The sequence below is a fragment of the Acinetobacter sp. OYA S30 genome, from assembly GCF_033599315.1.
Lineage (GTDB): Bacteria > Pseudomonadota > Gammaproteobacteria > Pseudomonadales > Moraxellaceae > Acinetobacter > Acinetobacter baumannii.
The window spans coordinates 1-11,319 of the sequence record NZ_JAWVAV010000061.1 but is presented as its reverse complement, the minus strand read 5'-3'; the positions used below and the strand labels follow the sequence as shown (position 1 = coordinate 11,319).

Below are 11,319 nucleotides of genomic sequence, written 5' to 3'. Positions count from 1 at the left end.
AGGCACATCCGAATTAACCGTTTGTAATGGTCCGCCGTCTTTGCCTGTAATTTCTTGGCGATTAGTAAATTGTCCACCAATATCTTTTGCAGCTTGTTCTAGAATTTTTAGCGCTGTTTTAACGTTTCTAGTTCTATCAAGCTGTCTTTGGTATTGCTTCAGACGGTAGTACTTATTAGCAATAGGAATATCAATTAAGCCTTCATCAAATTTCTCTCTGGTTGATTCAAAAAGCTCAACAAATTTCTTGCTTAAGTTTCTGCCCGAATATTTTGTTGGATCATAGCATTCACATTGGCTACGACTAATATCAACTCCAAACTCTTGCTTGACCTGTTCAACCACTTCTTGAGGGGTATCACGGCATGCAAGAGCTTGAACAATAAATATTTTCACAGGCTCTTTTAGTGCTGCCATAAATTCCCCTTCGTACAGCTACGTACAGCAAACAGGACAAAAAAAAGAGCCAAAAGGCTCAATTGATTACACAATTTCCGCAGCATCTTGAAATATCAAGATTCGAAACAAACGGCGGATTTTTTGCGACTTCAATAAGTCGCTTAACATTTTTGCTTGGTCCATAACGTTTAACTACGCCAATAAACTCTTCAACGTCATGACCTGCAAGATAGTGCTTAGGAAGACCAGAACTATCGCTATAAACAATTTCTCCGTCCTCGTCTCTCATCACTCCAATGTGGTAAAGCTCATGTTCAAGTAAGTAACAGAACTCTGTATCGTTTGCACGCTCACAGAAAGAAGCGTCGACAGTTATTAAATAAGTAGGTACAAAACCAAACCAATCACGCATCTGTTGCTCTTGTCGAGCTTTACGCCAGCCACCAACATTGAACATGACTTTTTCGCACTGGCCCAACACCATAGCTTGCTTGCTTTTATATGCAGAAGAGGCCCACGCGAATGCTAAAAACTCGTCATTATCATGAAGCAGCTCAGCAATATGATCATGATCTGGATTATAAATAGGACCCCCAATAGTTAAGTAATTAGCCACAACCCATTTTTTTAGATCTGGTGCTGGTGTTAGTCTAATTGCTTCTTCTTCATCTGCTTGATCAATAAAATCAGTCGGTGGAAATGGTCTGATCTGCTCCATTAAAAATCTGCCTCTTTAAGTTTTTAAGCCACTGACTAGCGAAATGAGCTTGGATCTGCAATGGACCAGATTCATTAATCTTAAATCTTGGTGCTGCCTCTAACCGAACAACGGTATATCCCATTTCTTCAGCAACATCGTAACGGTCCATACTCCACGCTTTTGTAGCCAGCTTGCCCTTTCGGCCACCTGACCAAGGTCCACCAGCAATTTCAACTAAAATACGATATTCAATTAAATGAAAATCAAAACGCCAATGCTTAGTAGACTTAAACTGGAGTTTCTTTTCGTACTTAATTTCCAGATTATCCAAAGCTTGAGTAAATTCTTCTTCAGCCTCTAAGTACTTTTGAGTAGCTTTAGGTAGTGGTCTAGATTTGGACTTAGTTTTAGGTTCTTTTTTTCGTGTAAGCCAAAAGTATTCTGTAGAATCCATTATTCTCACCCATAAAAAAAACCGCCCTTAGGCGGTGGCTAAACTCACAGGCAATATAGTATTACTTCTTAAAAGTTGCCTTATAAAGCTTTGAATTAAAGTAATCCGTAATTTCTTTACCTTCGTTTTGAATTTTTTCCTCATTTAAGGGTAAAAAATCTAATTCAAATTTCAAGCTCATATACTCTGGAATAAACTTCTTTATAGGCGGAGGTGGTTTAGGTCCACCTTCTGTAATTTTTTCGATTAATCCAGCTAACCATAAAATATACTCACCTTCTGAATTATGAGGAGGAATCAAACTCACATCTATTTTTACTTTACATTCATCTAATGGTCTACTAAACAATTCAACAAAATCAATAAAATTATATTTTAATTTAAATTCTGTTCCCTCAATTTCTCTGCGTATACATGTCATAAGTAAGTTCATATTTTCAATACAGTCATGTGAAAACAATTCCTCATCTTTAATTTTGTTATAAATATTTTCCGCAAACATGAGATACTGTGGCATTTCAGCAGCTCCTCATTTTTATAAAGTATTTTTCTTAAGGTAGTCCTATTATAACAATGTTGCAACAAGAAATTTTCCATTTTTAGTTTAAGAAAATTTTAAAAATTATAAAAACGATTATATTCAATAAATTAGTACGAATAAAAGCTATGGAAGTTTGATCTTTCTATTGAGCTTTAAAATGGATTATTGTGTTTAAATCATCAATTTAAAAAGCTTGCCTAGTAGGCAAGCTCCCCCTTTTTTTGATATTTGCGCTGATCAATAAGGTTTAGTGTTACTTAAAGCAACACACTGATAATACTGAAATATTTAAAAATAAAAAAGCCCACTTCCTATTTTTATTCAGAAATGGGCTTAGCGAAAAAAAACGCTTAGACCTGAAATAGGAAATATCTATTCGGAAATATCTCCAACTTCATATTGGCATAATATTTAAGCACTAGCAATAGGGATTGAATTAAAAATATCAAATATTCATATTTAAATAGATAAAGATTTCTTTTTAAATAGTTTTATTTTTAGCCTACATAATTTTTTTACTTATTAAGAGTTATAAAGAATATGTGCCCATCAATAGGTAATACTTAATAAGGTCTTATGTGTAGTAACCATTAGGCTCTAGAGAGTAAGAACTCAAACTGACTAAAAATAAAAAATAATTAATTTTCAATATTAATGATCATATACTGCAAAGTTATGTATATTCCAACTTCTCCATTGTTGAGTGCCTCATATAAGTCTTCATCAACGAAATCTCCAGATTCATCATATAGCCATTTATGAATTTGAATAATTTGTATATTCCCTTTTTTGTCTTTTCTTGCTATTGGGTCTATTACGGACCGAACTATCACCTTCTTCTTCGTCTTAACATCGAGCAATGTGATAATTGTCATTTTAAAATCCTTATAAATATCCTGTATAACAACTACTCTCAATCAATAAAGATTTTTATATTTAAATTACTTAAATAGCAATCTTTTCAATCTAAAAAATAAATAAAAAACACTTTAATAGTGTGTGCCTATTAGAAAAGATACCTTAAATATTCTACTAGCAATAAAAAACCGCTTTAAGGGCTGTTCATCTAAAATTCACAGGTACTTAATGAAGTTTTTTTTCTGTCTTTGCATCTTTCTGGGCTCACAAATTTTTCCAATAAAGTTAGTTAACCACAAAATACTTTCTTCACGATCTTCAAAATGAGGTATAAGGCTTAAATCTACTTTTATTTTGCGATCAGCTAAAGGCAAACTTAAACAATATTCAAAGTCTATTGAGCTGTACTTCAATTTGAGTTTTTTTTCTGCAGCTTGATTCTTTATCTCAGCCATAATGCGATTTAGATTAACAATCAAATTATTTGAAATTTTATTATTTTCATATACCCGTTCGTAAACTGTCTCAGCTACATCAATGTAATTTATTAGCTCTACATTCTTATTCATGACATTTGTACTCCGTTTTTTATAATTATCCGTCTAAAATAATGTTTATTTGAGTTACTAAATTCATCACGTACGTAAATATTGTTAAAGTTTTATCACTTATTTTTAATTTAAATATTTGAATTTATTTAATAATTTTATAATTTACTAATATTTATATACATCTTTGTTCTTAACACCCCTTTTTTTCTATCACTTGCCCATTGAGTTCACCACCCACACAGATATTCATTATAAGTACCAGTTTTTAATCAGACTGGACTATAGCACGAAAGACAACCGCCCGAAAAAGGAAGAAAATTTCTTAAACTATTTAGATAGCATATATGTCTGATTTTACTTGATCCCATAAATCAAGTATTTCATCTCTCATTTCGATTGGTTGTTTTCCAGAAATTATATAAAACGTTTTCACTTCTCCTTGGAAGCTTACTTGGGTTCTAAAGTATGACTCTGTTGGCCTTTGCATACCTGTTCTTGGTCCATACTGCTTTGGAATACTTTCTAACTTCAAATCTGACTCGTCTTTCGACAAGAATTGTCCATGATGGCGACCACCAATAAATAAAGTCATACTTTCACCTAAAAATAATTAATATTTACCAACATACTAAACATAAAATAAAAAATAAAATTATTTTTATTTTTCAAATACTTAGTTCTCAATAGTAAATTATTTACTACCGAGAACTAAATCATCAAATTAATTAAAGAAAAAACCCCGCCAATAACTAGTATGTAGCGGGGCCATTTGCGCCGTAATACGTCCGGCAAGTAAACTCGCAAAGCGTCCTAAGCGAGTGGGGTTTTAAAATCAAAAAACCCGCTTCTAAAAAAGAAACGGGTCATAAAAACAAAAACTTTCAGCGCAGTATTTGTGACATATCATACAAGTTAGAAGATTATTTACAATATACTTTAAGCTTAATTTTTTGATGCTCTCAAAATATCCAAAACTCGCTCAGACATTTCGTGCAAGTTGGATCCTGTTGGAAGCCAAAAATGATAATTGATGTTGTCGCGGTTAAAAACTTGCTTGTAGTACTCAGAGCTAAATGAAGGATCTATATCAGAAGCTTTAAGCAATCTGCCTTCTTTCTCTATCTTTTGCCCATCTAGTTCACCACCAACACAGATATTCATTTTAAGTACCAAATTCTAATTAGACTGGACTATAGCATAAATATAAACATGCTTAAGTGGGCATTCTTAAACGCTTAACATTTAGACAAGCATTCAATTTAGATGATTTATAATGTAACGACCATGTATTTAGGATGAAGACAGCTAATGTGTGGTGTAAATCTAACCATTAAATCAAAGGAACATTACTTAATGCAAAGAAAAGGGGCGCTTTTAACGATTGTACTGGTGGCGCTTGGTGCCCACCACCAGTACAACACAATATCAACTCTACAATTAATTAATATGGAGGTGACACAAACAAATAACTATCATTTCTAATAGAATTTCAGGTGGCGATGTTTGGCGACGAGCCACCTGATTTAATTTTAAATCATAATTGAAATCTAGCAAGTATAAAAACAAAAAGCCCATCAAACGATGAGCTTTAGATCAGTGAATTACTTATACTTCGTCCACTATATCAAAAATATGCCATAAAGCGTCTAGACAGTCAACAAGTCTAAATTATGCTTTTCTACTAATTGAGAAGCTTTTAAACGTTCAACAATTTTAATCATTAGATCATTGGCAGTTATAACGTCGATTCCTTCAAATGCTTTTAGTGTTAATTGCAATTTATTATTAATTACATTTGTAATTATTGATATTTTACCAAAATAATCAGGGTAGTATTTCAAAGTTTCATTAACTTTCTCCCGACTAACGCCTTCATATAGTTTTACAGTGTATGTTTTCATTTGAACCTCCATTTTGTCTTAATCTTTTATCATGACCTAATAAATAAAATCTAGCGCAACTCACCATAATTGCGACCTGAGCTTTAGATTGGTTTGTTTCTTGAGCAACCTTCAACAATCCTTTATTTTCAACCTTATTTTTAATTAAACAAATTAATGCAAACTTAGTTGTAAAATCTGTTTTATCAGAATTTAATAGACTTCGTAAAAGTGCTTGAATTTGATCCGCCTCATAATCACTGATCTCACATCGAATATAAGATTTACTTTTTTGTACTTCTTTGCCAGCTTCACGCATCAACCAGTAAATTTGATTGATATGAAGCCCATCTGGCAAATCACCCCCTTTCATTCTAACTGTTTCACACCATGCGCCAAACTGCTCTAACCAACCGTCAATAGTATATTTAGACCAATCCATTTGTTGTGTTTTTAAAACTGCACTCATTTTTCACCTACCAATTGCTCAATTTGTTTAATCGCCACGCCTGCTTTCACTTGCTCTGTGCTGAACCGTAAAACTGTAAAACCCATCATTGCTGCGGAGTTGTATTTCTCCATATCCCCTAAATAGCCCTTGCCTCTTGTGTGACGGCCTCCGCTCCAGATCCCGCCTTCTACCTCAATTAAAATCTTTGTACCCGTTATTAAAAAATCTGCTCTCCATTTACGTGTTGGATGGAATTTGTATTCCTGCTCAAAACTGATCTTGTGTGTTTTTAAATGTTGTACAAGCGTTGCCTCGCCTTCACTTACAACTCGTTCTTTTTTTACTGAAGCACGGCGCTTAGTTTTGCTACTTCGTTTTGCATAAAGACGTTTGTAATCGGCAAGGCTCATTGAACTCATTCTTCAACGACCTCCTTTCTTGCAAACCACCACAAAACCACCGCCCCACAAATAGAAGCTGTGAAAAATGAAATGAGTAACCCCCACGCTAAAATCTCGAATTTATTCATACATTCGCCCCATCAATTAACTGCTGAATATTTCTAGGTATCGGCATACCTTCTCGGCGACACATCTCTGCGTATTCATGCGGATTGTCGAAAGGATCTGGACCTAATTCTTTTGCAAGTTCAGGCTCTTTTTCTTTTGCCTCAAGTTTTTGTACTGGTGCAGGTTTACGGCCATTAATCTTTAACCGTTCCATCAAAGATTTGAGATGCTTTTGTGCTTCATCATTGCTTACTGGAGTGTGTTCAGGTTCTTTATGCTCTAGTTGTAACGGCGGTGTGTAAAACTCTTGCTGACGGCCTTTTAACTGAGCTTTAGCCACCATCACGTTATAGGTTCTGAAGAAATTATCTTGAGCTGCTCTCATTTGACCGGCTTCGATCAAGTACATAACTTCATCTAATGCATACTTTGTGATTTGGGTAATGATCACCGTACGGTCTGCTGTGAATTTACAAGCACGTGACCAAGCTTCCTCTGGAGACATCCAACTTTCACCGATACACCAGGTGCGAAATTCAGCAAATGACGGCATAAAACGCCCACCTGCTGTAAGTAATCGAGCAAGCGCGTTGTTAAATTGATTTTGTTGAACGCCAACCAGTGTTTTAAGTGCAATTTGCTCAACTACTGACAGAGGAATTGCACTTTCGCCTGTTGCTGGAAATTGCTTATTGAACTGAGCAGCGTAAACAGTGCGAAGAGAAGCGATTAATTGACGCACTTCGTTCAAGGTAATCTCATGCATGACCTACCTCCTCAATCATTGGAAACTTTTTTGCTGGGGTTACATCCAAAATTTGAGATTCATTTTGTTCCTCAAAAAGATTGGAGAAGTAACCCGGCTCTTGTGATTTTTGCCCAGCTATAGAGATTTGCTCTTGCTTCTTGCGGTTAGCAGCGACTTGTTTCTCGTTGTTTTGAACCCAAGAGAACCACTTAACCAGCCAGATGCTTGGTGTATTCAACGAACTTGATTCGTTTGCAAAATACCAGTCCCCGAAGTTTTGAATCATGGTTCTCAAGTCGATTTCAGGTACCGAAACGAATCTTTGTTGAGCAAGTGAAATGAAATCGTATTGAAACTCTGAGTATTCAGAAATGAATTCACGCATTGAATAACGCTTGTGATCATCGATCTGATACTGAGCAAATTGAATTGGAGTTAATTGCGAATTTTCTTCACGCGCATTACTACTACTATCTATATATTGGTTATCGGTTAACGGTTTATGGTTAAGGTTTTTTTGGCTTTCACTTTCAGAACCCAAAATTAACCCACTGGGTTTTTGTGGGTTTTCAGAATTAACCGAGTCGCCTTCACTTTGGTTTTCTTTTGGTTTCTCCTTACGTGGACGTCCACCTTTCTTACCATTTTCACGATTTTTATCACCTACTTTTTGATAAGCGGCGATTTCTGAATCACAACGTTTGTTGTGAAACCCGTCTTCCTCTTCCACAAAAAACTCTTGCAGCACAATTAATACTGCTTCCCTTTCTTCTTGGGTATTTGCACGTAACCGACGAAAAACCGACTGGGTTTCTTTGGGTAATGGTTTTTCATGCAAATAATAGAAATCTAGAGCGCGTCGATAAAAGCATTCTTCGACTGGACTAAGGTGAGCGGTATCTACCATAAAGTCGCTGATATGATGTAAATATTTATACATGGATGCCTCCAAATAAATCTTGGTGTTGCGCATTTGGAGAAATCCAAAGGCATTCTGTGCGGACATCAGTCCCACGCCCTGATGAGATACGTGCACTTGTTTCAACACGTTTCCACTTGGCTAAATAGTCGTTGTAAAGTTCACTCGGATAGCCAGAAACAATCACTTTGCCTTCTAGCTCGAGTAAAACTTTTAAGAGTTCTTCATGGTCTTGGTCAGACATTTCATGACGATAAACACGTCCATTCTTAGCACCTGAATAACGTGTTTCATGAACATAGGGTGGATCTACATAGTGAAGAGTTTCCGAATTATCATGATCTTGAAGCACTTGAATCGCTGGACGATTCTCAATAAGAACACCAGATAATCTCTCTCCAACAATTGCCAAATGATTTGGATAGGTCATCCATAATGATTGGGCGGTGCCATATGCCCTTTTTGTATCAATCCTAAATCCAGTAATTCCTTTAGTAGCACCTGCAGAACCGAAACCCATTTGTGCTCGGATAATTAAACGGCGTGCTTTTTCAATAGGATCGTCACATGTTTCCCATGCTTCTTGAAAGTCATCCCTTGAATAAGGAGTAAAAACCAATTGTTCAATTAATATATTTCGGTGCTCTTCGTTTCTGAGCACTCGAAATAAATTGACGATTTCACCATCAAGGTCGTTATAGACTTCAGCATAAGCTCGTGGTTTTTGGAGTAATACCCCTGCTGCCCCACCAAATGCTTCTGTATAACAAGTATGGTTTGGGAAATGGCTTAATACCCAAGGTGCTAGCCGAAACTTCCCACCGTGGTAGCGGATTAAAGGGTGATTCATATTATTCATGCTTCACCGCCTTCTTTAATCTGAATGTATGTGCTACCCAAGAAGCGAATACGATCAGCACGGCTAAGGCTTCTAATAATTTCCTCAGCATGGTTATACGTAATACGATGTTGACGGACTAAAGTTTCTTTAAAGTCATCTCTCTTTACGGCGGCATTTTTCTTGTCAGCTTTAACTCGCTCTAGGTTCTCTTCACACTTTTTGATTAATGCTTTAAGTGTGTGGAGAGCCGGCTCAAACCAGCTCTGGATTATTTGCTGTTGATTTGATAGATTATTTGTGTTCATTTGATTCACCTCATTTGAATGCCTAGAAGCCTGATTTCCCAGATCAGGCTTTTTTAATATCCAAGCTTTTCTTTCTTTCCGCTGATTTCGTCATGAAATAGGTCATCAACTGTTTCTATACGGTTCATCCAACTTTTAGACATGACTAAAAGTGCAGCAACACGTTCCTTATCAATGCTCTGGTAATCTTTAGGAACGACTTTTAATCCAAGCAAACTCAATAGCTCGCAAAACATTTCAATCTCATTCAAACCATTGTTTTTCTTGTCTGTTTTAAGCCGAGTAATAGTGCTTGGATCAACCTTTAAATGTTCAGCAATCTCTTTTTGATTGCTTATATCAAGGCCATGCAATATACGAGAGACGTCATTTCTGGCACTTGCAGATATATCAACGGATAATTTGTTCATGTTGTTTCCTAAGCTGTTTTTGATGTTCCTAAAAAGAATTCAAATAAGCTTTTGTGAGTTAGTTTTTGATCGCTTGCGTCTACCATTTTTTGAATGGTTTCCATTCTTGGTTTTTTACGGCCATGGATTAGGTGAGTTTCCATATATCCATAAGTAACTTCTGCTTCTTTGCAGAACTTGATACGTTCACTCTCACTTAATCCCCGCCAGTAGCTATGAAGAGTAAGCATTAATACACCTCAATGGTAAATATATTTAATAAATATACCCACAAGGTAAATAAAATACAACCTGTTAGGCTATTTATTTTTTCTACCCATTAGGTATTTTTGAGTTCAGCGCTAGAGGTGAATTACAAAATGAGTGAATTAAAGACTATTCATGAAATTAGACTTGCTAATACAAGGAAGTTAATGAAGGAATCGGGGCTATCTCGTTCTGAATTCGCCGATAAAATCGAAATGGCTTATGGGTTATTGAGTCAATATATTGGCAAGAATCCAACTAAGAATATTGGTGATGAAACTGCCTTAAAAATTGAAGAAGCATTTAATAAACCGCGTGGATATTTAGACCAATCAGCTATTCAAAATGAATCTAACCCTCAAAAAGACTCACTTGGATTCAAGCAATTCGATATAGATGAATTTAAGAAAAAATATAATATTCCTGATAGTGAAGATGCTGTTATCTTCTCTAATTTCATTGAAAAACCTTTATTTATTTCAAAAAGATGGGTTCCAGTTAAGGCATATAGCAAAATGGGAATGGACGGTTATTTTACAGACATGGGTTATGAGGGAAATGCTGGGGATGGTTATGTCCCTACTCATACTGCGGGGGATCGTGCGTATGCAATAAAAGGTACTGGAGACTCTATGTACCCAGCTATAAGAAATGGTTGGTATGTAGTTTGTGATCCAGATGCAGAGTTGACTCCAAGCGAATTTGTTCAGGTTTGTTTAAAAGATGGAAGATGTACAATCAAAGAGTTTATTGGAATACATAACGGAGTTTTAAATCTTTTAGCTGTAAATGGCGGAGAAAGACTAACTTTTGATATGGAAGAGGTTGAAAGTATCACTGCTATTACAGATATTGTTCCTCCTAGTCAGCATAAACAGCATCATCCAAAAGCAATTTAGTTAGCAATTAACTTAATTATTTTGAAATATTGGACCCACAATATGTGGGTTTTTTATTGTCTAAAATTTGTATTCCACCTTATGAGTAGAAAAAAATAGGAATAATTTCACCTCACAGGTATTTACTTTATTTTACCTTGCAGGTATATTTTTTCTCATGAACAGCAAAAAGCCCTGACAACTTTCCACGGCAATCAGGGCTTTCCACTTACATGAGGTTAATTATGAATGTAAAAGCTCCTCCTTTCAACTCATTTGCATTTGTCAGCATGGCTGCTCTTGCAATTTCTGGTGGTTCTTTGGTTGCTTGCCAATTGCAACCAGCTTTCCAAACAAAAGAAGCCCCTTCTCTATTTACCCCTAAGACTCAACCAAGTACTTACGGTGTTTTAACCGCAAAAATCACAGGTAAACATTCTGGCGTTGCCGTCATCAAATTAGATAGCTTCCGTTTAAATGTTAGCTTTGATTTTGAAGCTCATCCAGACAGCTACGGCGTTCCGGGTTCTGAATTCACCGCTGTTGATATTACCCAACTCACAGTAAATGAAATCACTGATGTTAATGGTAAGTCATATAACGATTTCACCGAATTTGAAGACATCCGC

The 11,319-nt window shown here is 35.8% G+C and carries 20 protein-coding genes; 2 read left to right on the top strand and 18 right to left on the bottom strand.

Translation table 11 applies throughout. The features are described 5' to 3' along the window. From R5R67_RS18005 to R5R67_RS17920, 18 genes are all read right to left on the bottom strand, one after another. A partial coding sequence (locus R5R67_RS18005; RefSeq protein ID WP_318755061.1) for a DUF2280 domain-containing protein occupies positions 1 to 417 on the bottom strand: 417 nt, incomplete at its 3' end. A 58-nt stretch (positions 418 to 475) separates the two neighbouring features. Beyond that, positions 476 to 1,117, bottom strand: a complete 642-nt coding sequence (locus tag R5R67_RS18000) for a putative metallopeptidase (RefSeq protein ID WP_000435228.1) — start codon at positions 1,115 to 1,117, stop codon at positions 476 to 478. After that, on the bottom strand, positions 1,086 to 1,553 hold the full coding sequence (locus tag R5R67_RS17995) for a hypothetical protein (RefSeq protein WP_000378527.1): 468 nt from the start codon (positions 1,551 to 1,553) through the stop codon (positions 1,086 to 1,088). The genes R5R67_RS18000 and R5R67_RS17995 overlap by 32 nt, the downstream gene beginning before the upstream one ends. Before the next feature lie 61 nt (positions 1,554 to 1,614). Beyond that, a complete protein-coding gene (locus R5R67_RS17990) occupies positions 1,615 to 2,070 on the bottom strand; it encodes a hypothetical protein (RefSeq protein ID WP_001136775.1) in 456 nt (151 codons plus the stop codon). A gap of 662 nt (positions 2,071 to 2,732) precedes the next feature. Beyond that, on the bottom strand, positions 2,733 to 2,969 hold the full coding sequence (locus R5R67_RS17985) for a hypothetical protein (protein ID WP_000152667.1): 237 nt from the start codon (positions 2,967 to 2,969) through the stop codon (positions 2,733 to 2,735). 198 nt (positions 2,970 to 3,167) lie between these two features. Beyond that, the gene (locus R5R67_RS17980) at positions 3,168 to 3,521 is read right to left on the bottom strand and encodes a hypothetical protein (RefSeq protein WP_001039306.1); all 354 of its coding nucleotides are present in this window, start codon (positions 3,519 to 3,521) and stop codon (positions 3,168 to 3,170) included. Between the two features lie 313 nt (positions 3,522 to 3,834). Beyond that, a complete protein-coding gene (locus R5R67_RS17975) occupies positions 3,835 to 4,095 on the bottom strand; it encodes a hypothetical protein (RefSeq protein WP_000171851.1) in 261 nt (86 codons plus the stop codon). Between the two features lie 350 nt (positions 4,096 to 4,445). Continuing rightward, the gene (locus R5R67_RS17970; protein WP_009517152.1) at positions 4,446 to 4,664 is read right to left on the bottom strand and encodes a hypothetical protein; all 219 of its coding nucleotides are present in this window, start codon (positions 4,662 to 4,664) and stop codon (positions 4,446 to 4,448) included. 485 nt (positions 4,665 to 5,149) lie between these two features. Next, complete coding sequence (locus R5R67_RS17965; protein WP_000861102.1) at positions 5,150 to 5,404, bottom strand: hypothetical protein; 255 nt, start codon at positions 5,402 to 5,404, stop codon at positions 5,150 to 5,152. Further along, on the bottom strand, positions 5,376 to 5,852 hold the full coding sequence (locus R5R67_RS17960) for a hypothetical protein (protein WP_001277128.1): 477 nt from the start codon (positions 5,850 to 5,852) through the stop codon (positions 5,376 to 5,378). Before R5R67_RS17960 ends, R5R67_RS17965 begins: the two co-directional genes overlap by 29 nt. Beyond that, complete coding sequence (locus R5R67_RS17955; RefSeq protein ID WP_009517101.1) at positions 5,849 to 6,253, bottom strand: DUF559 domain-containing protein; 405 nt, start codon at positions 6,251 to 6,253, stop codon at positions 5,849 to 5,851. The genes R5R67_RS17960 and R5R67_RS17955 overlap by 4 nt, the downstream gene beginning before the upstream one ends. Next, positions 6,250 to 6,363: a putative phage replication protein gene (locus R5R67_RS17950; protein ID WP_009517162.1), complete on the bottom strand. Its 114-nt coding sequence runs from the start codon at positions 6,361 to 6,363 to the stop codon at positions 6,250 to 6,252. Before R5R67_RS17950 ends, R5R67_RS17955 begins: the two co-directional genes overlap by 4 nt. After that, the gene (locus tag R5R67_RS17945) at positions 6,360 to 7,109 is read right to left on the bottom strand and encodes a hypothetical protein (protein WP_009517126.1); all 750 of its coding nucleotides are present in this window, start codon (positions 7,107 to 7,109) and stop codon (positions 6,360 to 6,362) included. The genes R5R67_RS17950 and R5R67_RS17945 overlap by 4 nt, the downstream gene beginning before the upstream one ends. Then, complete coding sequence (locus R5R67_RS17940; protein WP_025467417.1) at positions 7,102 to 8,031, bottom strand: YdaU family protein; 930 nt, start codon at positions 8,029 to 8,031, stop codon at positions 7,102 to 7,104. Before R5R67_RS17940 ends, R5R67_RS17945 begins: the two co-directional genes overlap by 8 nt. Further along, the gene (locus tag R5R67_RS17935) at positions 8,024 to 8,869 is read right to left on the bottom strand and encodes a DNA adenine methylase (RefSeq protein WP_009517114.1); all 846 of its coding nucleotides are present in this window, start codon (positions 8,867 to 8,869) and stop codon (positions 8,024 to 8,026) included. The genes R5R67_RS17940 and R5R67_RS17935 overlap by 8 nt, the downstream gene beginning before the upstream one ends. Beyond that, complete coding sequence (locus R5R67_RS17930; protein WP_009517150.1) at positions 8,866 to 9,156, bottom strand: hypothetical protein; 291 nt, start codon at positions 9,154 to 9,156, stop codon at positions 8,866 to 8,868. Before R5R67_RS17930 ends, R5R67_RS17935 begins: the two co-directional genes overlap by 4 nt. A gap of 53 nt (positions 9,157 to 9,209) precedes the next feature. Then, positions 9,210 to 9,566: a hypothetical protein gene (locus tag R5R67_RS17925; RefSeq protein WP_009517136.1), complete on the bottom strand. Its 357-nt coding sequence runs from the start codon at positions 9,564 to 9,566 to the stop codon at positions 9,210 to 9,212. An 8-nt stretch (positions 9,567 to 9,574) separates the two neighbouring features. Then, entirely contained in the window at positions 9,575 to 9,796 is a 222-nt protein-coding gene (locus tag R5R67_RS17920; protein WP_009517148.1) for a hypothetical protein, read from the bottom strand. A gap of 129 nt (positions 9,797 to 9,925) precedes the next feature. Between R5R67_RS17920 and R5R67_RS17915 the strand changes: the two genes are divergently transcribed. Beyond that, on the top strand, positions 9,926 to 10,711 hold the full coding sequence (locus R5R67_RS17915; protein ID WP_025467419.1) for a LexA family transcriptional regulator: 786 nt from the start codon (positions 9,926 to 9,928) through the stop codon (positions 10,709 to 10,711). Between the two features lie 224 nt (positions 10,712 to 10,935). Further along, positions 10,936 to 11,319, top strand: a 384-nt coding sequence (locus R5R67_RS17910; protein ID WP_318755056.1) for a hypothetical protein, incomplete at its 3' end; no start/stop codon positions are given.

Excerpts from the sequence above, each read along its gene's own strand:
- R5R67_RS18000 (WP_000435228.1), bottom strand. The coding sequence starts at position 1,117 with ATGGAGCAGATCAGACCATTTCCACCGACTGATTTTATTGATCAAGCA.
- R5R67_RS17995 (WP_000378527.1), bottom strand. The coding sequence starts at position 1,553 with ATGGATTCTACAGAATACTTTTGGCTTACACGAAAAAAAGAACCTAAA.
- R5R67_RS17990 (WP_001136775.1), bottom strand. The coding sequence starts at position 2,070 with ATGCCACAGTATCTCATGTTTGCGGAAAATATTTATAACAAAATTAAA.
- R5R67_RS17985 (WP_000152667.1), bottom strand. The coding sequence starts at position 2,969 with ATGACAATTATCACATTGCTCGATGTTAAGACGAAGAAGAAGGTGATA.
- R5R67_RS17980 (WP_001039306.1), bottom strand. The coding sequence starts at position 3,521 with ATGAATAAGAATGTAGAGCTAATAAATTACATTGATGTAGCTGAGACA.
- R5R67_RS17975 (WP_000171851.1), bottom strand. The coding sequence starts at position 4,095 with ATGACTTTATTTATTGGTGGTCGCCATCATGGACAATTCTTGTCGAAA.
- R5R67_RS17970 (WP_009517152.1), bottom strand. The coding sequence starts at position 4,664 with ATGAATATCTGTGTTGGTGGTGAACTAGATGGGCAAAAGATAGAGAAA.
- R5R67_RS17965 (WP_000861102.1), bottom strand. The coding sequence starts at position 5,404 with ATGAAAACATACACTGTAAAACTATATGAAGGCGTTAGTCGGGAGAAA.
- R5R67_RS17960 (WP_001277128.1), bottom strand. The coding sequence starts at position 5,852 with ATGAGTGCAGTTTTAAAAACACAACAAATGGATTGGTCTAAATATACT.
- R5R67_RS17955 (WP_009517101.1), bottom strand. The coding sequence starts at position 6,253 with ATGAGTTCAATGAGCCTTGCCGATTACAAACGTCTTTATGCAAAACGA.
- R5R67_RS17950 (WP_009517162.1), bottom strand. The coding sequence starts at position 6,363 with ATGAATAAATTCGAGATTTTAGCGTGGGGGTTACTCATTTCATTTTTC.
- R5R67_RS17945 (WP_009517126.1), bottom strand. The coding sequence starts at position 7,109 with ATGCATGAGATTACCTTGAACGAAGTGCGTCAATTAATCGCTTCTCTT.
- R5R67_RS17940 (WP_025467417.1), bottom strand. The coding sequence starts at position 8,031 with ATGTATAAATATTTACATCATATCAGCGACTTTATGGTAGATACCGCT.
- R5R67_RS17935 (WP_009517114.1), bottom strand. The coding sequence starts at position 8,869 with ATGAATAATATGAATCACCCTTTAATCCGCTACCACGGTGGGAAGTTT.
- R5R67_RS17930 (WP_009517150.1), bottom strand. The coding sequence starts at position 9,156 with ATGAACACAAATAATCTATCAAATCAACAGCAAATAATCCAGAGCTGG.
- R5R67_RS17925 (WP_009517136.1), bottom strand. The coding sequence starts at position 9,566 with ATGAACAAATTATCCGTTGATATATCTGCAAGTGCCAGAAATGACGTC.
- R5R67_RS17920 (WP_009517148.1), bottom strand. The coding sequence starts at position 9,796 with ATGCTTACTCTTCATAGCTACTGGCGGGGATTAAGTGAGAGTGAACGT.
- R5R67_RS17915 (WP_025467419.1), top strand. The coding sequence starts at position 9,926 with ATGAGTGAATTAAAGACTATTCATGAAATTAGACTTGCTAATACAAGG.